Annotated in this window: 22 protein-coding genes, 1 tRNA gene and 1 pseudogene; 23 read left to right on the top strand and 1 reads right to left on the bottom strand. The window is 56.4% G+C overall.

What is annotated here, in order from left to right:
- Positions 1-24: 24 nt before the first annotated feature.
- The 19 genes and pseudogenes from SPV1_RS08980 to SPV1_RS14345 all read left to right on the top strand — a co-directional run.
- Positions 25-300: pseudogene (locus tag SPV1_RS08980) on the top strand (phage protein Gp36 family protein); the annotation flags it as partial.
- Positions 297-890, top strand: coding sequence for a DUF1834 family protein (locus SPV1_RS08975; RefSeq protein WP_009850854.1), 594 nt, complete (start codon positions 297-299; stop codon positions 888-890). The pseudogene SPV1_RS08980 and the gene SPV1_RS08975, both read left to right, overlap by 4 nt.
- A gap of 9 nt (positions 891-899) precedes the next feature.
- Positions 900-1,109 (top strand): hypothetical protein, encoded by a 210-nt coding sequence (locus SPV1_RS08970; protein WP_009850853.1) that lies wholly within the window; start codon positions 900-902, stop codon positions 1,107-1,109.
- A gap of 12 nt (positions 1,110-1,121) precedes the next feature.
- A complete protein-coding gene (locus tag SPV1_RS08965; protein WP_040881782.1) occupies positions 1,122-2,543 on the top strand; it encodes a phage tail sheath subtilisin-like domain-containing protein in 1,422 nt (473 codons plus the stop codon).
- A gap of 22 nt (positions 2,544-2,565) precedes the next feature.
- Positions 2,566-2,937, top strand: a complete 372-nt coding sequence (locus SPV1_RS08960; RefSeq protein WP_009850851.1) for a hypothetical protein — start codon at positions 2,566-2,568, stop codon at positions 2,935-2,937.
- Complete coding sequence (locus tag SPV1_RS08955; RefSeq protein WP_009850850.1) at positions 2,934-3,287, top strand: hypothetical protein; 354 nt, start codon at positions 2,934-2,936, stop codon at positions 3,285-3,287. The genes SPV1_RS08960 and SPV1_RS08955 overlap by 4 nt, the downstream gene beginning before the upstream one ends.
- A gap of 163 nt (positions 3,288-3,450) precedes the next feature.
- A complete protein-coding gene (locus SPV1_RS08950; RefSeq protein ID WP_009850848.1) occupies positions 3,451-5,385 on the top strand; it encodes a phage tail tape measure protein in 1,935 nt (644 codons plus the stop codon).
- Positions 5,386-5,451: 66 nt separating this feature from the next.
- Positions 5,452-6,681 (top strand): DNA circularization protein, encoded by a 1,230-nt coding sequence (locus SPV1_RS08945; protein WP_009850847.1) that lies wholly within the window; start codon positions 5,452-5,454, stop codon positions 6,679-6,681.
- On the top strand, positions 6,665-7,786 hold the full coding sequence (locus SPV1_RS08940; RefSeq protein ID WP_040881780.1) for a phage baseplate assembly protein: 1,122 nt from the start codon (positions 6,665-6,667) through the stop codon (positions 7,784-7,786). Before SPV1_RS08945 ends, SPV1_RS08940 begins: the two co-directional genes overlap by 17 nt.
- Entirely contained in the window at positions 7,783-8,340 is a 558-nt protein-coding gene (locus SPV1_RS08935) for a phage baseplate assembly protein V (protein WP_009850845.1), read from the top strand. The genes SPV1_RS08940 and SPV1_RS08935 overlap by 4 nt, the downstream gene beginning before the upstream one ends.
- Complete coding sequence (locus tag SPV1_RS08930; RefSeq protein ID WP_009850844.1) at positions 8,340-8,711, top strand: phage GP46 family protein; 372 nt, start codon at positions 8,340-8,342, stop codon at positions 8,709-8,711. Before SPV1_RS08935 ends, SPV1_RS08930 begins: the two co-directional genes overlap by 1 nt.
- A 1-nt stretch (position 8,712) precedes the next feature.
- The gene (locus SPV1_RS08925; protein WP_009850843.1) at positions 8,713-9,774 is read left to right on the top strand and encodes a baseplate J/gp47 family protein; all 1,062 of its coding nucleotides are present in this window, start codon (positions 8,713-8,715) and stop codon (positions 9,772-9,774) included.
- A complete protein-coding gene (locus SPV1_RS08920) occupies positions 9,771-10,337 on the top strand; it encodes a YmfQ family protein (RefSeq protein WP_009850842.1) in 567 nt (188 codons plus the stop codon). Before SPV1_RS08925 ends, SPV1_RS08920 begins: the two co-directional genes overlap by 4 nt.
- Positions 10,338-10,351: 14 nt before the next feature.
- The gene (locus SPV1_RS13960) at positions 10,352-11,497 is read left to right on the top strand and encodes a hypothetical protein (RefSeq protein ID WP_050754732.1); all 1,146 of its coding nucleotides are present in this window, start codon (positions 10,352-10,354) and stop codon (positions 11,495-11,497) included.
- A gap of 1 nt (position 11,498) precedes the next feature.
- Positions 11,499-13,232, top strand: coding sequence for a hypothetical protein (locus SPV1_RS13955; protein WP_009850839.1), 1,734 nt, complete (start codon positions 11,499-11,501; stop codon positions 13,230-13,232).
- Between the two features lie 9 nt (positions 13,233-13,241).
- Positions 13,242-13,562, top strand: coding sequence for a hypothetical protein (locus SPV1_RS08900; RefSeq protein WP_009850838.1), 321 nt, complete (start codon positions 13,242-13,244; stop codon positions 13,560-13,562).
- Complete coding sequence (locus SPV1_RS08895; protein ID WP_009850837.1) at positions 13,562-14,290, top strand: hypothetical protein; 729 nt, start codon at positions 13,562-13,564, stop codon at positions 14,288-14,290. Before SPV1_RS08900 ends, SPV1_RS08895 begins: the two co-directional genes overlap by 1 nt.
- A 5-nt stretch (positions 14,291-14,295) precedes the next feature.
- A complete protein-coding gene (locus tag SPV1_RS08890) occupies positions 14,296-14,637 on the top strand; it encodes a hypothetical protein (RefSeq protein ID WP_155806661.1) in 342 nt (113 codons plus the stop codon).
- Position 14,638: 1 nt separating this feature from the next.
- Positions 14,639-14,803 carry a hypothetical protein gene (locus SPV1_RS14345; protein WP_009850835.1) on the top strand — a complete coding sequence of 55 codons (165 nt, stop codon included), beginning with the start codon at positions 14,639-14,641 and terminating at the stop codon, positions 14,801-14,803.
- Positions 14,804-15,161: 358 nt separating this feature from the next.
- Here SPV1_RS14345 and SPV1_RS08885 read toward each other — a convergent pair.
- Positions 15,162-15,237 (bottom strand) — tRNA-Lys (locus tag SPV1_RS08885).
- A 150-nt stretch (positions 15,238-15,387) separates the two neighbouring features.
- Here SPV1_RS08885 and SPV1_RS08880 point away from each other — a divergent pair.
- From SPV1_RS08880 to SPV1_RS08865, 4 genes are all read left to right on the top strand, one after another.
- Entirely contained in the window at positions 15,388-16,212 is an 825-nt protein-coding gene (locus tag SPV1_RS08880; RefSeq protein ID WP_040881779.1) for a histidinol-phosphatase HisJ family protein, read from the top strand.
- Entirely contained in the window at positions 16,205-16,972 is a 768-nt protein-coding gene (locus SPV1_RS08875) for an SDR family NAD(P)-dependent oxidoreductase (RefSeq protein WP_009850833.1), read from the top strand. Before SPV1_RS08880 ends, SPV1_RS08875 begins: the two co-directional genes overlap by 8 nt.
- Before the next feature lie 227 nt (positions 16,973-17,199).
- A complete protein-coding gene (gene gltB / locus SPV1_RS08870) occupies positions 17,200-21,870 on the top strand; it encodes a glutamate synthase large subunit (protein WP_009850832.1) in 4,671 nt (1,556 codons plus the stop codon).
- Positions 21,863-23,299 (top strand): glutamate synthase subunit beta, encoded by a 1,437-nt coding sequence (locus tag SPV1_RS08865; RefSeq protein ID WP_009850831.1) that lies wholly within the window; start codon positions 21,863-21,865, stop codon positions 23,297-23,299. The genes gltB and SPV1_RS08865 overlap by 8 nt, the downstream gene beginning before the upstream one ends.
- Positions 23,300-23,868: the final 569 nt, after the last annotated feature.

Here is a 23,868-nt window from a genome sequence, read left to right as displayed (position 1 = left end):
CGCTGATGCCACGGTGAGGTCAACACCTATATCCAGGAGCGATATCCATCATTGAGCACGGTGCCTTTCCCGCTCAAACGGAAGGCCGGTGATATTGCGCGTTACTACTTGTACGACAATAATCCGACCGAGCATGTGAAAAATGAGTTTGACAATGCTATTGCCTGGTTGCGATCTGTGGCAGCAGGAAAAGTTAGCCTCGGGCCGAATGAGGCTGGCAAGCCAACTCCGAGCAATAATGGTGCGGAGATGGTTACATCAGGCCACGTTTTTGGCCGTAGCGATACGGGCTTTATATGATCGATGCGATTGAGGATGCGATCATCAATCGCATTGAAGCCGCCCGGCCGGGGCTGGGCTACCAGCTCAAGGCCGTGGCCAGCTACGGCGGCGAGCTGGATGAGGATCTGGGTCAGGTGGTGCGCGGGTTCCCGGCTATCTGGGTTACCTTTGCCGGCTCTGGCAAATCGCGGAAGAAAAACTCGGCCGGCAGCAAGTGGATCACGCCGGCCACTTTCGCGGTGATGCATGCAGCCCGCAATGTGCGCGGCGAGCGTGCCACCCGATACGGGGTATCTGTTGGTGGCGCCATCCTGGAGGTCGGTGTTTATCAGATGCTGGCCGACACACGCACGATGTTGCTCGGCAACGATCTGGGGTTGCCAATCACAAAGCTGCAACCGGGAGCCACGCGCACACTCTATAACACCCGGCTGGGTGGTCAGGGCATTGCCGTATTCGTGCGCGAGTGGCACACGGAATTTGTCGAGGAGATGCCGCGCGAGGCGATCGATCCAACCTCCGGAGACTTCCTGAAGCTGGGAATCGATTATCACCTGCAACCGGACGACGGTACCGCCGATCTGTCCGATGAAATCACACTGGCATAGGAGGATAGGATGCTGCGAGTCAAGGCTAAAAAGGGAATCAGGGCGCCCCTGCTGCACCGCCCGAAACATTATATCGACGATACGCGGATTATCGAGGTGGAGGATTGCCACTACTACCGTGCCATGATCAACGATGGCGACCTGGTAATAGCCACCGATGCCGAGTGGAAAGCGCAGCTGGCAGCAGATAAGAAAGCTGCACAGAACATCGAGAAGTAAAGGAGAGGTATCATGCCGAGCGCCAATATCACATTCGATGGCATCCCATCGTCCAGGAGTACACCGGGAGTCTATAGCGAGTTCAATACTAAAATGGCAGTCAACACGCTGCCTGCCAATCTGTATAAGGTACTGGTGATCGGGCAGCGCCTGGCGGCAGGATCCGTGCAGGCCAATGTTGCTGTAGATATCTTCTCCGACGATGAGGCTGCGGTCTATTTCGGGTACGGATCGATCGCTCACCTGACATGCCGCGCCGCCATCAAGGCCAATCGCTATCTCAGCCTGCAGGCGATCACTCTGGATGACGCCGCTGCCGGCGTCGCCGCTGCCGATACGGTAACGATCACCGGCCCTGCCTCCGCCAATGGAGCCTTTGGCCTGGATATCGACGATCAGGCTGTCGATATCGCCGTTGCATCCGGCGACAGCGCCGATGCTATTGCTGCAGCGCTCAAGGCACAGATCGACCTGCAGCCGGATTTGCCTGTTGTTGCCACTGCAGCGCTGGGTGTGTTAACACTGACGGCAAAAAACAAGGGGACGCTCGGCAATGGTATCAAGGTAAGCACGCGTATCAAGGTTGCCGGCGTCACGGCTGTTACCACGGCGATGAGTGGAGGTTTGAATGATCCCGATATCTCGACAGCACTCACAGCCGTCTATAATGCCGGCCACGATATTCTGCTCTGCGCGTTCAATGATCAGACCAGCCTGACTGCGCTGCGCACCCATATCGATGCGGTTTCCGGCCCGCTTGAGAAGCGCCGTTGCCGCGCCACCTTCGGCTATAACGGCACCTATGCCGGCGCCACCACGATGGCGGCTACAATCAACAGCGGCCGCATGCTATCCTGCCTGGTTCCCGGCACCGATTCGCCCTCTTATGGTGTAGGTGCAGCGATGGGCTCCGTGGCCGCTAGCGAGGAGGATCCGGCGCGTCCGCTCAATGACCTGCCGCTAACAGGCATCAAGCCGCCGCCTAGTGCCAGCTGGCTTTCCGGAACGCAGATCGAGGCCGCACTGCATAACGGCGTAACACCCACGCATGTCGGTCCCGGCAACAAGGTGCAGATCGTACGCTCGGTCACCACCTATCTGCTCAATGCCAACGGCGTGCCCGATATCTCCATGCGCGACTGGCAGACCATCGGTACCCTCGACTATGTTGCAGCGGCTATCGAGCAGCGTATCGCGCTGCGCTTCCCGCGTGATAAGAAGTCTGTGCGCACGAAGGCACGGGTAAAAGATGAGATCATGAATGTGCTCTACAAGCTTGAAGATCTGGAGATCATCGAGAATGTCGATGCCAACAAGGCCGGCCTGCTTCTTGAAGATGATGCGGTCGATCCGGACCGCTACAACACCAAGATTCCTGTCGATGTGGTTAATGGCCTGCATGTTATCGCCAACCGTCTCGACCTGATTCTGTAAACGATACGCAAAGGAGACTTAAATGGCACTTGAATACGATGGCGAAATCGTCTGCGAAGTCAATGGACAGGAGGTCGATGTCATCAGCTTTGATGAGACGATCAATACCGGCCGCAAAGCGGTGAAAACGATGAACAGAACAGGTCGGGCGCGCGGCAGCGTTAATGGCGTCAAGACCTATGACATGAAGATCACAGCACCGGCACCGGCAGTCGGCGAGTTCGACTGGGAAAGCATGATCGATGCACAGATCGTGATTTATCCGGTCGGAAATCCGACCAAGCGAACCACATTTGTCGATAGCAATACCACCAGTATCGGCAGCCGCTATCAGCTTGAGGGCGAGGCCGTGCGTGATGTCAGTCTCTATTGCCTGCGCAGGATCAAGCCATGAGTGATGCGGAATTGAGCGAGCTATCTGTTGCCGATGTACTGCCGATCGGCATCTGTATCGAAGGTGTACGCTATCGCAAGTTCCGCCTGCGTGCAGGAACGCTGCGCGATTCGATCCGTGCTGCCGAAGCTCTGGCTGAGGAAGGTATCGACACGACGGAGGCCACATCCAACCAGTTGCGCTATGCTACCATCGCGCAAAAACTGGATATTGAGAATCTCGGCCGCCAGCTCACGTTGGATGAGATGCTGGATATGTCCGATCGCGATACGCTCATCATCGAGAAGGCAGACGATGAAATCGAAAAAAAGCTCGATGCGTTGAGCGAGAGCTTGCCACAGTCCGCTTAACGCAGGCCGTTCTCGCCCGCGCCGGGTTCGACCCTCACAGGGTGCTGCAGATGCGCATGGCCGAAGTTGAATCACACATGGCCATGCAGCTGAAGTTAACCGGCAACAAGCCGCCGGCTGCCAATTCAAGAACCACTCGCTATAGAGGGAGGCGCAAGAAGAAATGAGCGGCAGGAATCTCGAATTTGCCCTGATTATGCGGCTGCGCGATCTGGCATCGCGCGACTTCGGCCGCGCGCAGCGGGATATCCAGGCTGGCATCAGGGCCACCGAAAAAACCACCGAAGGCCTCACCCGCTCGGTCGGCAATCTTGCCAAACAGAGATCTGCCGCCTCCGTACTCGGCATCCGTACTGAGCAGAATATCCGCCGCGAAGTACAGCACACCGAAGCAGCCTATAATCGCATGACCCGCGCCGGCAATCTTAGCCTGCGCGAACAAACCAGAGCAGCCGAAGCCTACCGCAACAGATTACGCGAGCTGAATAATGAAATGGGCAAGCTATCCCTGTCCCAGAAGGTCATGCGCGGCATGCAGTCGGGCGGCCGTGTAGCCGCAGGCCTCATGTCCGGCGGCTATGTGCTATCCCGGCCGGTCGGCAAAACAATGGACTACAGCATGACGCTGGCTCAGATGTCCAACACCGCCTTTTCCGATCGCAATACACTCGGCCGCATTATGGGCAAGCGTGAGCTGCAGGCGGCCGTCCGCAATGCCGTACGTGTCGGTGGCGGTACACGTGAAGAGGCTGCCGGCGCGCTGGATACGCTGATTGCATCAGGCGCTATGAGCCCGAAAAATGCAATGGGCATGCTGCCATCGCTGGTGAAAGCATCCACTGCATCCGGTGCAGCGCCTGCAGAGCTGGCGAATATAGGCATTCGCGGCATGCAAACCTTCAAGATTTCACCGGACCAGATGAGCAGGGTCTTCGATATGGCTATCACAGCCGGTCAGGCGGGCGGCTTTGAGCTGAAGGATATGGCCAAGTGGTTGCCGGCGCAGATGGCTGCAGCCAAACAGGCAGGTATGAGCGGCATACCCGGCCTGGCCTCGCTGCTGGCAGCCAACCAGGCATCGGCGATTACAGCCGGCACTAAGGATGAAGCTGGTAATAACCTGGTCAATCTGCTGGCTAAGATAAACAGCCGCGATGCCACAATGGATTTTAAACGCCTAGGCTACGACCTGCCAGGAAATATTGCCCATGCCCGAGCCAAGGGGCTCAACGCGCTGGATGCCTTTGTCGGTCTCGTTGATGTCGTGGCTGGAAATAATAAGAAATACCAGGCGCTGCAGGCGAAGCTGTCCACAGCTACGGGCAGTGAACGACGCGATGTGCTTTCATCGCAGGTCGATATTCTGCAGGGAGCATCCATCGGCCTGATGGTACAGGATCGCCAGGCACTGATGGCGCTGGTCGGGATCATGGGCAATCGAAAATACGTGGCGGATGTAAAGCGACGCGTGCTGGCCGGGAGCGGTGCAGCCGATAAAAACTTCGCTGTTATTGCCGATGAGGCCGCCTTCAAAACACAGCAGGCTGCCAATGAGAAGGCGTTTGCCAGCCAGAATGCCGCCGAGATGCTGACGCCGCTGGTCGGCGCAGTTGCCGCCGGCTTCACCGAAATGGCACGCACCTACCCCGGCTTTACCACATCTGTCGTAGCCGCAACAACAGCACTCACTGCGATGGCAGCAGCCACAATGGCGGCAGGTATTGCTGGCACGCTTGGCGGCGGTGCCGCCGGTGCAGGGGCCGGCGGCCTGCTGGGCAAGCTCAAGGGCTTGGGCGGTAAAGGCATGGGGCTTCTCCGTGGTGCCGGCGCCATGCTGACAGGCCTTGCAACCAATCCGTGGATGCTAGGCGGCGCGGCAGCTTTCGGCACCGGATATGGCGCAGGTACGCTGATCAATAACGGCCTGGACTGGGGCGCGAAGAAAATGAGCGGCGAAGATAACTTCGGCGCATTGGTCTATGCACTATTGCATGAGCAGAGCAAGCCGGTTCCGGTCAAGGTCACCGTGGATGTGCAGAATGGCAACATCGTCGCGGCAGTTGAGGATCATCATGTTCGCCAGGCAAGCCGTCAGTGATGATGTGAATACGCGGAAGTCCTTCCGCCTTAACCGGACTCGCGCGCGCGCGTAATTTTGCCGACTATGGCATGGGCTGATCAACTACTCGACGCATCCTTTAAGGGCATCACCTTCGAGTTTATCTCGACGGATGACGGCTGCGACAGCGCTATTGTCGAGCATGCCTATCCCTATGTAAACGGTGCCGACCTCGAAGAGACAGGCGATGGTGCCTGGCATACAGCCGGCCAGGCTGTTTTTTACGGGCCTGATTATGAGCAGCGGCTGCAATCATTCCTGAAGGCTGTTCGTTCCGGAGGTGCAGGCGAATTTGTACATCCGATATTCGGCTTGGTGCCGCAGGCTGTTGCCAGGCTGAGAACAGGCAGCATTCGGCATGATGCCGATAATCCCGATCGGGCTACCGTTGCCATCGAGTTCATTGAATCAACGCCTGCAAGCCCGTTCTTCACCCGTTCCACAGCTTCGCAAACAGCCGAAGCATCCGCCAGTCACGGCGATAGTGCGCTGTCAGCCGTATCCACCTCGATCGCAGATGTCGTGGATCGGCTGCGCGCCGCCAGCCCCATCGCGGCACTGGATACGCTGCGTGCGCAGATGACAGCCCCTCTTGCACAGCTCGCTGCCGGCGAAGGTGTGGTGCTGTCGATGCTCGATGTAATCCGCTATCCGGCCGCCTGGGCAACCGATATCGCTGCGCTATCCGCCGGCATGGTCGATATGTTCACCTTTAGCGCCGGATCCGGTCTGAACGCCGACTGGATCAATGCGCAGCTGCAGCTGGCAGGGCTCTCATCATATTCATCAGCGCAAACATCCGGGCCCATTGTTGCCGGCACTGCGCCGAGCGAGGCACAGGCTACAGCGGCTGCGGCCACATCAATTCGCGTCACATCCGCTGTGCGCATAGCTCAGGCAGCCGGGCTTGTGCTGCAGGCGGAATCCGCTGCGCCATCGATGTCGCCGACAGAAGTTGAGACCGTGGTGAATGTCGCACGCAAGGAAATCAATGCTGCTATCGATCAGGTGCGCATTACCTACAGTATCGATCAGGCACGCACCATCACAGAGCCGCTGAAGGATCAGGCGCTGGCTGTCCAGGAGGCTGGTCGCGCCGTTATTGAGGCCCGCCCTCCGCTGGTGGATAAAATTGTGGAAGCGCCTGCGAATATGCGTCTGCTGGCGCATCTGTGGTACGCCGATCACGATCGTGCAACCGAACTCTATCGACTCAATGGCGGACGCAGCGTAATACTGGAAGCCGGGGAGCAACTGCATGCCTATGCCGGTTGATCAGGTTGAGCTGCTTATCGGCGGCAAGATGCATGCCGAATGGGAGAGCTATGAAATCGATTCGGATTTCATCACGCCGGCCGATGCCTGGCGTGTTGGTCTGGGTCTGGTTAACGGCAAAATTCCGCCCGATGTGCAGGCTGGTGCACAGGTCGAGGTGCGCATCGGCGGTGAAACAGTGCTGGTCGGTCACATTGATGATGAGGCTCAGCCGCTTACGCGTAACCGCCATAGCTTAAGTCTCTCCGGCCGTGATAGTGCCGGCACTCTGCTCGATTGTTCCGCCCCTATTTTCACAGCTATGCAGGTGACGCTAGCCGAGGTAGTCGCCAAGGTGGTGCGCCCGTTCGGTTATACGAAAATTCGTATTGATGCCGATGAAACGCTGATGCGCGAGAAAATAAACGTCGAGCCGGGAGATTCAGCCTGGCGCACCCTGCAGTACTCCGCCGAGGCAAACGGCTTGTGGCCCTGGTTTGAGCCGGACGGCACGCTGGTGATCGGCGGGCCCGACTATACATCGCCGGTGGTGGCCGAGCTGGTTATGCGGCGCTCCGGTAAAGGCAATAATGCACTGTCGATTAATGTGAACCGCTCGATGCAGGGTCGATATTCTGAGGTTACGGTATTCGGCCAGGCTCCGGGAAACATGCTGGAGAGTGGCCGCAATGCGCTCAGTGCTACGGTTAAGGATGACGGCATGATAGGCATCTACCGGCCGCATATGGTCACCGATCACGATGCGGAGAGCGTGGCCATCTGCCGGGATCGTGCCCGCAAGCTGATCTCCGACTCCCGCCTGAATGCACTAACCATCACCGCTGCAGTCAAGGGCCATCGCATTATCGCACCGGGCACGGCATATCACGGTATCCTGTGGAAACCCGGTCAGCGGGTACGCGTGATATCCGAACCGCATCATCTGGATGCTGTCTATTTTATGATGGGCAGGCGCTTCACTGGCAGCCGCAAAGAGGGTACCCGCTCAATACTTACGTTGAAGGAAGATGGTGTATGGGTGGCGGGCGCGCATCCGCGCAAACACCGGCACGGCAGGAATAATCTGCCGGGCAAAATTATCGATATTCCGGGTCCGGCACTGTGATTCGCATAATTGATGAGCGTATCCGGCGCAAGCTGGCCGGCATTCGCCTGGCCTTTCGCGGCATCAGCCGTCTCATACAGGTAACAGGCTCCGTGCAGCTGATCTCCGGAGAAGGTATCAACGGGGAATCGCTTAACGATATAGAGTATTTTCAACACTTCGGAACATCCAGCCGCCCGCCGGCCGGCTCCATGATGATTGTACTGCCGATCGGCGGTCGCACGGCGCATTCGGTCGTGATCGCCACCGAGCATGGGGATTTCCGCTTTCAGTGCAATGAAGATGGTGAGCATGCCATCTACAACCAGTGGGGCGATCACGTCTATCTGCGCAAGGACCGGCGCATGCAGCTGGTATCTGGAGTTGCGGTTGACATTGATGCCCCGTTAACCACGACGAGCGGTGATCTGAAGGTCGGCGGCAGTATTGTCGCCCAAAGCGATATCTCCGATCACGGTAACAAGAGCATGGCCGGCATGCGTGATGTCTTTAACAACCATACGCAGAGCGATCCACAGGGAGGCGTCGTCAGTGCACCGACGCAGCATATGTAATGGACGCATTTATCGATCCTTTAACACGCGATTATATGCCCGTTAACGGCTCTCCCGCCCGCGATCCGGCCGGTGGTCTGGCCAATGCCTGCTATCTGCGCCTGAGCACACCGCTGGGCAGCTGGTGGGCCGATAAAACATTCGGCAGCCGACTGCATGAGTTAAGGCGGGTGAAGGATCTGTCACGTATGCAACGGCTGGCCAAACAGTATGCCGAGCAGGCGCTGGCGCCTGTTCTCGATGACGGACGCGCCTCATCAATCACAGTCAGCGTGGGCCATCCTCAGAAGGGGCAACTATGGCTTGCGATCGAGGTGAGCGATGCAGGCGGTAATCCACTGAGCTTCAAATATCCGGTACAGGTGATTTAACATGCCATATCCATTCAAAACATACCGCCAGATTCGCGATGATATTCTGCGCGATATCCGCAATCTAAAGCCCGATGCTGCCGTCGGGAAAGATTCCGACCACTATGTCCGCGCCAGTGCCAGCGGCGCATCGATCGAGGGTTTATACGAGCACCAGCAGTGGATCGTGCGGCAGATATTCGCATCCACAGCCGATGAGGATTATCTGGAGCTGATGCATGCCAATCCGCGCGGCATCGAGCGTAAGGTGGCGAACAGGGCAACTGGCAATATCACCTTCTCCGGAACGCCGGGCGAAACTGTTCCGATCAATACCGAAGTGAAAACAGTCACAGGTATTGCTTTTATCACCGGCGCATCCGATGTAATCGGTGCCGGCGGCACAGTAGATATCGCGGCTACAGCCTCGGCCGCAGGTCTCGCCGGCAATCAGGATACAGCAACAGCGCTTACCCTTAGCTCGCCGCCGCCAGGCATACAGTCACAGGCAGCGATCGTTAGCATGAGCGGCGGCACCGATGTTGAAAGTAAAGAGGATCTTTTAGCCCGTGTGCTGTTCGATATGCGTCTGCCACCGGCAGGCGGAGCGGATTTCGATTACTATCGCTGGGCTCTGGATGTTCCGGGTGTAACCGATGCCTATGTTTATCCGAAACGGCGTGCGATTAACTCGGTTGACGTCGTAATCGAAACCGCCGGCGGTCTGCCATCGGCGCAACTGATAGCCGATGTGCAGGCTTATCTGGATTATATCAGGCCTGTCACGGCTGATGTTCTGGCAATGGCACCGACGCTGATCACGGTCGACATCACAGCACAGCTCGTGCTCGATAACACCACAACGCTTGCCGCTGCAACGGCAAGTATTCAAGCGGCTCTCACAGCCTGGTTCGATACACTGCACGTGGGTGAGCTTGTAGCTGAAAAACGCCTGACCAGTCTGATGATGGATATATCCGGCGTAATCGATGTTACGATGACCGCACCAACAGCGAATATACAGCCATTGCTTGATGCCACGCATTCCGAGCTTGCCGTGCTTGGGACGGTAGCACTGACATGACAACAGGGCATGCAGAGCTGCTCAAGCGGTTATTGCCGCCTGTCGCCTACGATTCGCAGGCGCCTAATATCTCTGTCGAGCTGCAGGCCGATGGCAAGGCGCTGGATGCCGCAAAGGGATCAGCCGATGCGATACTCGCCGAGGCGGATCCGCGCACCACATATTATCTGCTGCCGGACTGGGAGCGCGAATTAGGGCTGCCGGATCCGTGTGTCGGCCCGTTGCCTACAATCGCCCAGCGGCGTGATGCCGTTGCCACCAAGGCGCATATGAAAGGCGGGCAATCTATCCCCTTTTTCATTGGGTTGGCCGCCTCGCTCGGCTACACGATCACGATCACGGAATTCAAACACCACACCGTTGATTCGGATATGGATACGCCGCTCTACAGCGAGGAGTGGCGCTTTGCCTGGCAAATTAATGCATCGCTGCAAACGATCAGAGATATGACGGTTGATTCCGGCGTTGATGAGCCGATGCGCAGTTGGGGCAATCAGATACTTGAGTGCGCTATGGGCCGCTTCAGGCCGTCTCACTCAACGCTGTTGTTCAGTTATACCTAACGGAGGAAATGGAAATGGATCGATTTTATCAACAAGGAACAGACGTATCACCACCGGTGCCGCCAGTACCCGGTGAAACGGGTTATCCCAGAGCAGGCGTGCCGGGTGGCGCATCTGCATCTGTGCCCGGTGCATACTGGTTTCACATGATTACCGAGTCACTGCGCAACCTGGTGCTCCGCCCCGGCATGACGCCTGATCATACCAATCTGAACCTTGTTGCTGATGCGATCGAATCCCTGGTCGATCAGCGTGCCGGCAACTTCACACTCGATACCGGTATCGCCGATGCCTATGTCATCGCGCTGGATCCTGTCATTACCGCCAATGTTGGCGGTATGGTTGTCCGCTTTAAAGCTGGTAATACATGCACGGGTCCATCCACACTCGATGCAGGCGCCGGTCCAGTCCCGATCGTTAGTAATCAGGGTGCCGCTATGCAGTCCGGCGATATTGTAAGCGGATCCATCATCACAGCCCTTTATGATGCCACCTCCGGATCATTCATGATCACCACGCAGGTGCCGAGCCAGACATCCGCAATGCCTCCGGGCATTATCCTTTCCAGCGCCTGTATACAGACACCGCCGCGCACATTGTCCGCCGATGGTGGTCTGCTAAGCCGCACCGGTTACGCCAATCTGTGGGCAGCTCAGCATCTTGCCGTCACCGGCGATTGCTCCGCAGCATCCGCCGTCATCAGCAATATCGATACAACTAACATGCAGGCAGGTTGGAATGTCGGCGGCACGTATTTCCCTGCGGGCACAACCATACTGTCAATCGATATCGCAGGCCCCGGCGGTCAGCTTACGGTCTCTGCTAATGCTACCGGTAATGGCGTAGGTACCGCATTTGAGATTAGTCCCTGGGGATTGGGGGACGGAGCCACAACCTTCAATAAGCCGGAAGTGCGCAACGAGTTTGTCCGCTTTGCCGATGACGGGCGCGGTGTAAATGTTGGAAGTATACTCGGATCAGTCCATGCAGATTCGGTCGGACCTCATACCCACCCCACCCCTATCGGTGGATCAGCTGGAGGCTCATCCGGATTCTGGGGGCCGAGTACGGACGTTTCCGGCCCAACAGATACCGGCTCCAATACAGGTACAGAAACCCAGCCGCATCACGTCGTCTTACATGCGCTAGTCACATACTAATATGATCACTATCCGCACATCCACCTCACGCGCCGTGCTGATCGGCGGCCAGCCGGCCAACGGCTGGCTCACCTTCACACCGTCTGCATCGTTTGAATACGACGGTGCGGATGGCGAGCGCAAGATTGTCCTTTTATCACCGATTAAGGCGCTGCTGGCCAACGGCCAGATTGTCGATGGCGTCGGCAATCCGGCCACGCTGGATCTGGCCCCCACCGAGGGTGCGGGTCACGATATCACAGGCATATATTATAACCTTCGCATCACCGCCGATGGGGCATCAACGCTGAACGAGCAGGTCATACTGCCGGCAACCACATTCAGCCCGATCGAGCTTGCCGACCTACCGCGCGCCACCACCAACCCGACTGCCCCCGTCCAGCTTATCACCGGCCCGCAGGGTGGTCAGGGTATCCAGGGCAACCCCGGTCTGGACGGCAAAACAATGCACTCCGGTACCGGCGCGCCTGGAGCCGGCCTCGGTGTTGACGGCGACTACTATATCGACACGGCAGCCTGGGATATCTACGGCCCGAAAACCGCCGGCGCATGGGGTGCCGCCACTTCGATCATCGGCCCGCAGGGTGGTCAGGGTATCCAGGGCAACCCCGGTCTGGACGGCAAAACAATGCACTCCGGTACCAGCGCGCCTGGAGCCGGCCTCGGTGTTGACGGCGACTACTATATCGACACGGCAGCCTGGGATATCTACGGCCCGAAAACCGCCGGCGCATGGGGTGCCGCCACTTCGATCATCGGCCCGCAGGGTGGTCAGGGTATCCAGGGCAACCCCGGCCTGGACGGCAAAACAATGCACTCCGGTACCGGCGCGCCTGCAGCCGGTCTCGGTGTTGATGGCGACTACTACATCGACACGGCCGCCTGGGATATCTACGGCCCGAAAACCGCCGGCGCATGGGGTGCCGCCACTTCGATCATCGGCCCGCAGGGTGGTCAGGGTATCCAGGGCAACCCCGGTCTGGACGGCAAAACAATGCACTCCGGTACCGGCGCGCCTGGAGCCGGCCTCGGTGTTGACGGCGACTACTATATCGACACGGCAGCCTGGGATATCTACGGCCCGAAAACCGCCGGCGCATGGGGTGCCGCCACTTCGATCATCGGCCCGCAGGGTGGTCAGGGTATCCAGGGCAACCCCGGTCTGGACGGCAAAACAATGCACTCCGGTACCAGCGCGCCTGGAGCCGGCCTCGGTGTTGACGGCGACTACTATATCGACACGGCAGCCTGGGATATCTACGGCCCGAAAACCGCCGGCGCATGGGGTGCCGCCACTTCGATCATCGGCCCGCAGGGTGGTCAGGGTATCCAGGGCAACCCCGGCCTGGACGGCAAAACAATGCACTCCGGTACCGGCGCGCCTGCAGCCGGTCTCGGTGTTGATGGCGACTACTACATCGACACGGCCGCCTGGGATATCTACGGCCCGAAAACCGCCGGCGCATGGGGTGCCGCCACTTCGATCATCGGCCCGCAGGGTGGTCAGGGTATCCAGGGCAACCCCGGTCTGGACGGCAAAACAATGCACTCCGGTACCGGCGCGCCTGGAGCCGGCCTCGGTGTTGACGGCGACTACTATATCGACACGGCAGCCTGGGATATCTACGGCCCGAAAGCCGCGGGAGCATGGCCGCCCGGCGTTTCGATCATCGGCCCGCCTGGGCCCACCGGATCAGTCAAGCTCGATAACGTCGCGCTATGGATACTGGGATAGGAGAATATTATGGCACTGAAAAACTGGCCACTGAAAACATACACAGCTCTGGCATGGACCGATCTTGTCGTGGATGCCGGCGCAACTAACGGTACTGTGATCGGCTCAGTACTGATCAGCAACACCACGGCCGGCGTGCTCAACGCCGAAATGCGCGTCACCGATGCTGCCGGTACTGAGCTGGCGCAGGTGCTTCCTGCCTCGGCCATTGCCGCAAATGATTCGGCGATACTCGATGCCAAGGCCATCAACCTGGTTAGCGGGCAGAAGCTGCAAATCCGCGCCGATGCCGTCGGCCTGCATTTCCTATGCTCAGGAGTGGATGAGTAATGCCTGCCCTGCGAACATTGTTAAAGCCTTCTTGGAAGAATCGAACTGCTGGGTCACTTCCGTTTGATCCAAATTCATTACCTTGGGGGGCAGCATACCTTGCCGATGTCGCCAATGTTGATGATCCGGCCGCTATCGGCGTGTTTAATGATATATCCGGAAACGGTAAGCATGCCACGCAGACAAGCACACCAGCGAAACCGGTGCTGGATACCACGACCAATTTGATTAACGGGCATCCGGTAGTTCATTACGATGGTACGGAGGATATTCATCTAACCCCTTTGGGGTATCTAAACCCTCTTGGCGAGATATGGGTTGTCGGGCGTATTAACGGCATCGGAAATAACGGTCACATCATTGGGTCAGCCAGCACAAGCGTGAAGCTATGCCACATGGCCGATGCCGCCACACTGCAGTACAACAATAACAATGTAGCGGTATCAAAGGCGAACAGCTTAGGCGTTGCATTCGCCGCGCGAATTGGCCTGTATCACTCAAGCAATAATCCCTCCACTCACCCATCGTTGTTGGACGTTAACAACAGCGGCGCTCCAGTGACAAATACAGGCAATGGTGTAAATCAGCAGCTTGTCCTCGGATCATGGGGCGCATGGGGCGTTTATACCAACTGCGATATTGCAGAAGTACGCTATTCGCCAAGCCGGCTCGGTGCGTCTGATGTGGCCAGCATGTGGGGATATATCAACGCGAGGTATGCATTATGAGGCTGATGGCAGCATTACCCACATCATCAATAACCATCGCAAATGCAGCCGCTGTACAGCTGTCCGGTAACCCGGCAGATGCACATGCCTGCGGCGAGGTTCAGATCGGTGCAATCGGATCGCAGCAGGTAACACATACATGGTTTAATACCTATTTGAGGGATATCCACCTGCCTACATTACGCACGTTGGCAGCAAGCATTCCGGGGCTGACATATACCACGGACAACCCCGGCCAGGATACCACTGATCCGGCATGCATATCATCGCCAAAGGGATCGCCGCTCACATGGGAGCAATTCCTTGCCGCCCAGGGCCTGCAAGTGATTCAGCCGGTCATCCCATGAAATGAATAAAGAAGGAAGCGGCCGGGCGATCGTCAGTGTGAATGATCATCCGGCTATGCGGGAAGCCTTCGCTGGCTTCTCCATGAAGACCCTGCAGATCGGCTATACAGTCGGCGGTGCCGGCAAGAGTAAAAAGACCGGCGAGCTGCTCATCTGGAACTGGTAATTAAATAGCGTTTAAGGGGAGCGTAAAGCTCCCCGATTCGTTTTTACGACAACCAAAACCATGTGTCGCATCACCCAAAATCATGCGTCGCGTTACACTGCAAGCTGCCATTTTTTACCCTTTTAGTTAAGCTCGAGTTAAACAGCATGGAAAAACACACACCTCAACAGCCATGCTGCTGAACACACATCAAGGCTCCCGGTGAGCAGAGTAGTATGAAGTTTTAAAAGCATCTATCACATACCGGGAATCAAAAAGCTGTCTTCAGCCATATTCTCGCAAATGCGCGATGAAATAAAAAAAGGGCCGATGATTGCTCATCGGCCCTTCATATCATGAAGCTGTTGCCAGCTTTATATGGTGCGCCCACCTGGACTCGAACCAGGGGCCCACGGATTAAAAGTCCGCTACTCTACCAACTGAGCTATAGGCGCATTCCTGACAAGGAGGGAGAAGTCCGCCCCTTTCGACAAGGCGGCGAAGTGTGTCAATTTCACCGGCTCTGTCAAACATTTTTCCTGCCCATTTCACCAACCTTGCTACATCACGTTGCGCCGCTTGATTCCTGCCATAGTATTCAAGCCATGTCTTTTCATCCCGTTCCCGATTATCACATGCATACGCCACGCTGCAACCATGCCGTCGGCAGTGTGCAGGAGTATGCTGATGCAGCCATTCGCACGGGCTTAAAAGAGATCGGCATGTCCGACCACTCACCCATGCCCAATGATTACGACAAGGCGTGGCGCATGGATCGCTCTGAAATGTCCGGTTATCTGAGCGAGGTCGAGTGCGTACGCGAGGCCTGCAAGGGACAACTGGATGTACGCATCGGTCTGGAAGCAGACTTTCACCCCGGCACGGAACACTATGTGGAGGAGATGATTGCCTCATACCCATGGGATTATGTGATCGGCTCCGTCCATTATATCGGCGACTGGGGCTTTGATAATCCGGATACCATCGACATATGGAAAGAGTGGAATGTCGAGGATGCCTACTGTGCCTACTTTGATCTGGTAACCCGCTCTGCCGAGAGTCGTATGTTCGATATCATCGGTCACCCTGATCTGATCAAGAAGTTCGGTCATCGGCCACCGGAAAACTCCCTTCGCATACTTGATGCGGAAGAGCGCATGCTGCAGGCGGTTCTGGCTTCCGGTGCGGCGCTGGAAATCTCGTCTGCCGGCTTGCGCAAGCCGGTAGGAGAAATATATCCGCACGAGCGCATCGTAAAACGGGCTGCCGCACTCGGCATTCCCTTTGCATTCGGCTCGGATGCCCATTCGCCGGCTGAAGTCGGTCATGGCATGGATACATGCCTTTCCATGCTCAGCGCTTGCGGCGTGCAGGAAATTGCATCCTTCAAGGCACGCAAACGCAGCATGCAGAAAATCGACCGTGTCTGAGCTCACCGGACAGGGCCTTGTGCTGATTACCGGGGCCTCCGGCGGCTTCGGCCTGGAATTTTCCCGCCAGCTGGAAGCACGTGGCTATAACCTGCTGTTGCACGGTCGTGACAAGGCCCGACTACAGATGACCCTCAGCGCCATGCGCTATCCTGACAGGCACCGTCTGATCCTGGCCGATCTGAACGCAAAATCCGGACTAACAAACCTGCTTGCTGATGCCGACAGCGCTTCGCTGACAGGGTTGGTCAATAACGCAGGTTTCGGTATCTGGGGCAGCTTTGAACAGACCGGCATCGTACCCCAGATTGATGTCATTAAAACAGACCTCAAAGCTCCGATCGCCCTGACCCATGCACTATTGCCGTCACTACTGAAAAGCGGTGGGTTTATTATCAATGTATCGTCACTGGCGGGCGTTACTCCCCTGCCCTATATGAGCACCTATGCCGCCGCCAAAGCCGGACTAACCTACTGGAGCGAGGCACTGCGCACGGAGCTTGCCGGTCGCATACGCGTGGTGACGCTGGCGCCGGGGCCTTCGCCAACCGGATTTCGGGATGTTTCCGGCATGCCCGCAGGCAAAGGCAGTTTTTTCAGAACAGCCGTACCGGATATTATTACTGCGTGCCTGAAGACACTGGATCACGGCGGCGGCTACTGCATCCCCGGCTGGAGACATCGCCTGCTCTACACGTTGCAGAAAATCACCCCCGGACGATGGGCGCTGCGCATCATGAGCAAACAACTGCGGCCCTAGCTTCCCGCTCAGGCATCCGTTAAACAAAAAAACATAATAAAATAGCTACGTTGCAGGCTGATATAGCTGCGAGACTGGAAAATGCCCGTCACTTTCGCTATATTGCGCCTCCTTTTTGCGCTCCGGACGGAGTGTTCCGGGCATCCATTGGGCGCGCATCTGCACTATCCGCGCCGTTTGTTCTGAACCATCCTGCCGTGAAGCCATACCAACGTGAGGTATAAAATATGAGTCAGTTGCAACACGCTGAAAGTCAAACAGCAAACCGATCGCCCCGCCGCCAGGGCCTTTATGACCCCAAGCATGAACATGATGCCTGTGGCGTTGGTTTTGTCGCCCATATTAAAAACAAGAAGAGTCACGATATTGTTGAGAAAGGCCTGGAAATTCTGGAGCGACTGACTCACCGTGGCGCCGCCGGTGCCGATCCGCGTGAAGGTGATGGTGCAGGTATTCTGCTGCAGATTCCCCATCAGTTCTTTGAAGCGATCACTGCGGATCTCGATTTCGAGCTGCCGGCTGAAGGTGAATACGGCATTGGCATGGTCTTCTTCCCACAAGATGAAGCCTATCGCAAAAAATGTCAGGATATCTTTGAAGAGGCCGTGATTGCAGAGGGACAAAAACTGCTGGGCTGGCGCGATGTACCGGTTGATGCTATTCGCGCCGATCTGCCAGAAAGCGTTACCGCCTGTGAGCCGTTCATTCGCCAGCTTTTTGTTGCGCGAGGAGACAACTGTGCCGACCAGGATGCTTTTGAGCGCAAGTTGTATGTTATCCGTAAAGTAGCAAGCAATGCCGTTGCAGCGCTCGCACTCGATGATGCCGCCAATTTCTATACTGCCTCACTCTCCTGCCGTACAATCGTTTATAAGGGTATGTTCCACTCGCATCAGGTAGCGCCCTATTATGAGGACCTGCGCGACGCCCGCATGACTTCCGCACTGGCTCTCGTACATCAGCGCTTCTCCACCAATACATTCCCGTCATGGGAGTTGGCGCATCCATTCCGCATGATGGCCCATAATGGCGAAATCAATACCGTGCGTGGCAATATCAACTGGATGAATGCCCGTCGTGAATCAATGAAGTCGGAGTTGCTCGGCGATGACCTGACCAAACTCTGGCCGATCAGTCAGGAAGGCCAGAGCGACACGGCCTGCTTTGATAATGCACTTGAACTACTTGTGGCCGGCGGCTATTCACTGGCCCATGCCGCCATGCTGATGATTCCGGAGGCATGGTCCGGCAACAAGCAGATGGATGATCAGCGCCGCGCATTTTACGAACACAATGCCGCACTGATGGAGCCATGGGACGGCCCTGCGGCCGTTGCCTTTACCGACGGCCGCCAGATTGGTGCAACACTGGATCGAAACGGCCTGCGTCCTACCCGTTATCTGGTCACCGAAGATGATCTGGTGCTCGGTGCATCAGAGATGGGCGTGCTGGATATTCCGGAAGAAAAAATCATCAAGAAATGGCGCCTGCAGCCGGGCAAGATGTTGCTTATTGATCTGGAAGAGGGTCGCATTATTGATGATGCGGAGATCAAACAACAACTCTCGACCAGCAAGCCATATCGTGAGTGGCTGGCCAAAACCCAGATTCAGCTGGAAAATCTGCCTGAAGAGGTGGCGCCACAAACGCCTGATCATGACACCATGCTGCACCGTCAGCAGTCTTTCGGTTATACCCAGGAAGACATCAAATTCCTGATGACTCCGATGGCCGTTTCAGGACAGGAGGGCACCGGTTCCATGGGTAATGACAACCCACTTGCCGTACTCTCCAACCGTGCCAAACCACTGTATAACTATTTCCGTCAACTCTTCGCACAGGTCACAAACCCGCCGATTGATCCGATTCGTGAAGAGATGGTGATGAGCCTGATCTCAATTATCGGCCCTCGTCCTAACCTGCTGGGTCTGGAAGAGAGTGAGCCGCAGCTGCGACTGGAAGTTCATCAGCCGATCCTCTCCAATGTCGATGTCGAGAAAATCCGTCATATCGATCAGTATACCGACAACCGTTTCCGCACCATCACCCTCTCCTCCTGTTATCCGGTGGATCGCGATGCGGACGGCATGGAAGCCGCCATTGAGAACCTGTGCAAGCAGGCGGAAGAGGCCGTACACGGACGCTACAATATTATTATTCTTTCCGATCGCGCCATGAATGCCGAAAACATTGCCATACCGGCACTGCTGGCCACATCGGCAGTACATCAGCACCTGATTAGAGCCGGCCTTCGCACCGAGACAGGCCTGGTCATTGAAACCGGCTCGGCGAGAGAGGTTCATCACTTTGCCTGTCTGGCCGGTTTTGGTGCCGAAGCAATCAATCCCTATCTGGCCTTTGAAACACTGGTGGACATGCATCGCCATGGACAGTTTCCGGATGACCTCTCCGAGGCCGAGGCTGAGAGTCGCTATATCAAGGCTATCGGCAAGGGCTTGTTCAAGGTGATGTCCAAAATGGGCATCTCCACCTATCAGTCCTATTGCGGCGCCCAGATATTCGAAGCTGTAGGTCTTGCCTCCGATTTCGTAGCCAAATACTTCACCGGCACGGCCACCCAGATCGAAGGAGCAGGGCTCGCCGAGATCGCACAGGAAGCCACACAGCGTCATATCGACGCCTTCCGCGGCGTCATGATTTATAAGGGAGCGCTGGATGTCGGCGGTGAATACGCCTGGCGGGTTCGCGGTGAAGAGCATACGCTGACACCGGAAGTTATCGCTAAGGTTCAGCATGCAGTTCGCACATCTAACTACTCATTATATAAAGAGTATGCGGATGAGATAAACAATCAGGCAGGCAAGCTTAAAACCCTGCGTGGTCTGTTTAAATTCAAAGCGACCAAGGCGATTCCGCTCTCTGAAGTGGAGCCTGCCAGCAGCATTGTTCAGCGCTTTGCCACCGGTGCCATGAGCTTCGGCTCCATCTCGCATGAGGCACACAGCACACTTGCCATCGCCATGAACCGCCTTGGCGGCAAGTCCAATACAGGTGAAGGTGGTGAAGAGCCGGAGCGCTTCAAACCAATGGCCAATGGCGACTCCATGCGCTCGGCCATCAAACAGGTTGCATCCGGTCGTTTCGGCGTCACCACTGAATATCTGGCCAACTCCGATCAGATTCAGATCAAGATGGCTCAGGGCGCCAAGCCCGGCGAAGGCGGCCAGCTGCCCGGTCATAAAGTGGATCAGCGTATCGGTCGCGTACGCCACTCCACACCCGGGGTTGGACTGATCTCTCCACCACCCCATCATGATATTTACTCGATTGAGGATCTGGCTCAGCTGATCTTCGACCTGAAGAACACCAACCCGCGTGCTGATATCTCGGTGAAGCTGGTTTCAGAAATCGGTGTAGGAACCGTAGCTGCCGGTGTGGTTAAGGCACATGCCGACCACGTCGTAATTGCCGGCCATGACGGTGGTACCGGAGCAAGTCCGCTAACATCTATCAAGCATGCCGGTTCTGCATGGGAGTTAGGCCTGGCTGAAACCCAGCAGACACTGGTACTCAACCGCTTGCGCGGACGTACCATACTGCAGGCTGACGGTCAGATGCGTACCGGTCGCGACGTGGTCATTGCAGCCCTGCTTGGCGCTGATGAAATCGCATTCGGCACCATCGCCCTGATTGCAGAAGGCTGTATCATGATGCGCAAATGCCATCTGAACACCTGCCCTGTTGGCGTAGCCACACAGGATCCGGAACTGCGCAAGAAGTTTGTCGGCAAGCCGGAAGATGTGGTGAACTTCTTCCTGTATGTAGCTGAAGAAGCACGTGAAATCATGGCTGAACTGGGTATCCGGACATTTGCTGAGATGGTTGGTCGAGCCGACATGCTCGATACCGATGATGCACTCAGGCACTGGAAATCAGAGGGACTGGATCTCTCCCCTATTCTGCATCAGGTCGACGCCAACGGCACTTCCGTTTGCCACAGCGAAAGTCAGAACCACGGACTGGATAAACTGATCGATAACAAGCTGATCGAACAGGCCAGGCCTGCTCTTGAACAGAAGGTACCTGTCGTAATTGAAACGGCGATCTGCAATGTGGATCGTAGTTTCGGCACCATGCTCTCCGGTGAGGTGGCCAAGCGCTTCGGTCATGAAGGGCTGCCTGAAGATAGCATTGTCATTAAAGCCAGGGGCACGGCAGGCCAGTCACTCGGCGCATGGCTGACGCGCGGTATCTCCATTGATCTTGCGGGTGAAGGCAACGATTATGTCGGTAAAGGTCTCTCCGGCGGCCGCATCGCGATCTACCCGCCGGCTGAGTCAAAACTGATAGCCGAAGAGAATATCATTGTCGGCAACACCGTACTGTTCGGTGCGACCGAAGGTGAATGTTACTTCAACGGTGTGGCCGGCGAACGATTTGCCGTACGTAACTCCGGCGCAGTCACCGTTGTTGAAGGTGTTGGTGATCACGGCTGCGAATATATGACAGGCGGCACGGTTGTCGTTCTCGGTGACACAGGCCGTAACTTCGCGGCAGGTATGTCGGGCGGCATTGCCTATGTACTGGATGCCGACGGCACATTTGAAAGTCGCTGTAATATGGCGCAGGTCGCGCTGGAGCCGATTATTTCCGAAGCCGATGCACTGGAAGATCTGGATCATCAGGGCGCGGATCTGGAGACTCACGGTCGCGTCAACATCACGCACACCATAAGCCAGAATGATCAGAATATTCTGCGTACGCTGATCCAGCGTCATGTACATTATACCAACTCAGCCACCGGCAAGCGGATCCTTGCAAACTGGAATGAGTATAGCAGCCAGTTCGTGAAGGTGATTCCGGTGGAATATCGCCGTGCACTGGCTGAAATGGAAGCTGAAAAATCAGTGGCTGCAAAGGAGACCATCCATGGGTAAGGCAACCGGATTCAAAGAATTTGCTCGTGAAAACCTGAGCTATGCGCCGGTCGCAGACCGCATTGTACACTTCAAGGAGTTTTCCAAACTGCCTGATGATATGCAGACACAGGGTGCACGTTGCATGGATTGCGGCATTCCCTTCTGCCATAACGGATGCCCGATTAACAACATCATTCCTGACTGGAATGATGCGGTCTACCACGATCGCTGGCGCGAAGCTCTGGACATATTGCACTCAACCAACAACTTCCCGGAATTTACCGGTCGGATCTGTCCTGCACCCTGCGAAGAGGCGTGCACGGTCAACCTGATCGGCGATGCGGTTACAATCAAAAATATCGAACTCTCCATTGTCGAGAAAGGCTGGCAGGAGGGTTGGATCACACCGCAGATTCCGGCACGCAAAACAGGTAAACGTGTTGCCATCGTCGGTTCAGGCCCTGCCGGCATGTCCGCAGCCCAACAGTTGGCCCGTGTCGGCCATGAAGTCGTTGTGTTTGAAAAGAATGACCGTATCGGCGGCTTGATGCGCTACGGTATTCCGAACTTCAAGTTTGATAAATCCGTCATTGATCGCCGTATGGCCCAGATGCGCGCAGAGGGTGTCGAATTCCGCGTAAATTCGGCTGTCGGCGACAATGTATCTGCCACGGAACTGGTTAACGATTTTGATGCCGTGATTTTGGCCGGTGGCGCCGAGAAACCGCGGGATCTGCCTGTGCCCGGTCGTGAGTTGAACGGCGTTCATTTCGCCATGGATTTTCTGACCAAAAACACCAAACGTGTACTGGGCGATGATATTCCTGATGAGGAGTTCATTTCAGCTGCCGGCAAGCATGTTGTCGTCATCGGCGGTGGTGATACAGGCTCCGACTGCATCGGTACCTCGAATCGTCACGGGGCTGAATCTGTCACCCAGATCGAGATCATGCCGAAACCGGAAGCTGTGCCGAACAAGCTGATCACATGGCCGAACTGGCCAATGAAGCTGCGCACCTCCACCTCTCAGGAAGAGGGTTGCGATCGTGACTGGGAAGTTTCCACCAAGCGTTTCATCGGTGATGCCGACGGTAATCTTCAGGCTGTTGAATGCGTGCGTGTGGAGTGGAAGGAAGAAAACGGTCAGTGGAAGCTGAATGAGATTGAAGGCTCGGAATTCGAGCTGCCTGCGCAACTGGTTACGCTGGCGATGGGCTTCGTACACCCGGTGCACGAAGGCATGCTTGAAGAGCTGGGGCTTACAAGGGACAGCCGCGGCAATGTGGCTGCCGACGATACAAACTATGCAACCAGCATGGACAAGGTATTCACCGCCGGCGATATGCGTCGCGGTCAGTCACTCGTTGTCTGGGCTATCCGTGAGGGTCGTCAATGCGCGCGTAGCGTGGATGAGTTTCTGATGGGATCTACCACCCTGCCCCGCTAGGCACACCTGCAAAAAAGGCGGCTTCTGTGAGGCTCGCTACGCTATGAACAAAGTCCCTGCCGTATGGCGGGGACTTTTTCGTTCGGGGTCGACTTGTAATTACCGTCAGACTCATAACCATACACAGAGATCTGCACTTCCCATGCCTCCGGCCTGCAACGCATAAACCACAAGAATCAGCTGAAAAAAAGAATCATCGCGCATTAGTGGGAAGAAAGACTACGAACCCCGCTAGCAGTCTGCCGAGTCCGTATCTGTAAAGCGGGAATAAGCGGTGGAGCCGCGACCGGCTTTATAGATACGGACTCGGAAACCCTTCAGGGCAGACTGGTCTCGGGGCGTTTTTCTTGGTTCGTTCTTTGTACGTACAAAGAATGAACAAACATGCCCTGAAACTGTGCGGTTTATATACATAGGTAACAGGTTAGTCCAAGGACATAGGTAACAATAAATCTATGTCCTTGACCCGCACACCTCGAAATATTTTGATCCGATGCCTATCGCGCGGCGGGACAGCGCCGCTTGCTTTGTCCCGGCAGGCTGCTAACGGGGGATCAATAACCCCGCAG

The organism is Mariprofundus ferrooxydans PV-1, from assembly GCF_000153765.1.
Classification (GTDB): Bacteria; Pseudomonadota; Zetaproteobacteria; order Mariprofundales; family Mariprofundaceae; genus Mariprofundus; species Mariprofundus ferrooxydans.
The sequence above is the reverse complement of the archived record's forward strand: the minus strand, read 5'-3'. Positions and strand labels throughout refer to the sequence as shown.

Coding starts and splice junctions, on each gene's coding strand:
- SPV1_RS08950 (WP_009850848.1), top strand. CDS start 3,451: ATGAGCGGCAGGAATCTCGAATTTGCCCTGATTATGCGGCTGCGCGAT.
- gltB (WP_009850832.1), top strand. CDS start 17,200: ATGAGTCAGTTGCAACACGCTGAAAGTCAAACAGCAAACCGATCGCCC.
- SPV1_RS08960 (WP_009850851.1), top strand. CDS start 2,566: ATGGCACTTGAATACGATGGCGAAATCGTCTGCGAAGTCAATGGACAG.
- SPV1_RS08970 (WP_009850853.1), top strand. CDS start 900: ATGCTGCGAGTCAAGGCTAAAAAGGGAATCAGGGCGCCCCTGCTGCAC.
- SPV1_RS08940 (WP_040881780.1), top strand. CDS start 6,665: ATGCCTATGCCGGTTGATCAGGTTGAGCTGCTTATCGGCGGCAAGATG.
- SPV1_RS08925 (WP_009850843.1), top strand. CDS start 8,713: ATGCCATATCCATTCAAAACATACCGCCAGATTCGCGATGATATTCTG.
- SPV1_RS08965 (WP_040881782.1), top strand. CDS start 1,122: ATGCCGAGCGCCAATATCACATTCGATGGCATCCCATCGTCCAGGAGT.
- SPV1_RS08890 (WP_155806661.1), top strand. CDS start 14,296: ATGGCAGCATTACCCACATCATCAATAACCATCGCAAATGCAGCCGCT.
- SPV1_RS08865 (WP_009850831.1), top strand. CDS start 21,863: ATGGGTAAGGCAACCGGATTCAAAGAATTTGCTCGTGAAAACCTGAGC.
- SPV1_RS08945 (WP_009850847.1), top strand. CDS start 5,452: ATGGCATGGGCTGATCAACTACTCGACGCATCCTTTAAGGGCATCACC.
- SPV1_RS08880 (WP_040881779.1), top strand. CDS start 15,388: ATGTCTTTTCATCCCGTTCCCGATTATCACATGCATACGCCACGCTGC.
- SPV1_RS08920 (WP_009850842.1), top strand. CDS start 9,771: ATGACAACAGGGCATGCAGAGCTGCTCAAGCGGTTATTGCCGCCTGTC.
- SPV1_RS08975 (WP_009850854.1), top strand. CDS start 297: ATGATCGATGCGATTGAGGATGCGATCATCAATCGCATTGAAGCCGCC.
- SPV1_RS08955 (WP_009850850.1), top strand. CDS start 2,934: ATGAGTGATGCGGAATTGAGCGAGCTATCTGTTGCCGATGTACTGCCG.
- SPV1_RS14345 (WP_009850835.1), top strand. CDS start 14,639: ATGAATAAAGAAGGAAGCGGCCGGGCGATCGTCAGTGTGAATGATCAT.
- SPV1_RS08895 (WP_009850837.1), top strand. CDS start 13,562: ATGCCTGCCCTGCGAACATTGTTAAAGCCTTCTTGGAAGAATCGAACT.
- SPV1_RS08900 (WP_009850838.1), top strand. CDS start 13,242: ATGGCACTGAAAAACTGGCCACTGAAAACATACACAGCTCTGGCATGG.
- SPV1_RS13960 (WP_050754732.1), top strand. CDS start 10,352: ATGGATCGATTTTATCAACAAGGAACAGACGTATCACCACCGGTGCCG.
- SPV1_RS08930 (WP_009850844.1), top strand. CDS start 8,340: ATGGACGCATTTATCGATCCTTTAACACGCGATTATATGCCCGTTAAC.
- SPV1_RS13955 (WP_009850839.1), top strand. CDS start 11,499: ATGATCACTATCCGCACATCCACCTCACGCGCCGTGCTGATCGGCGGC.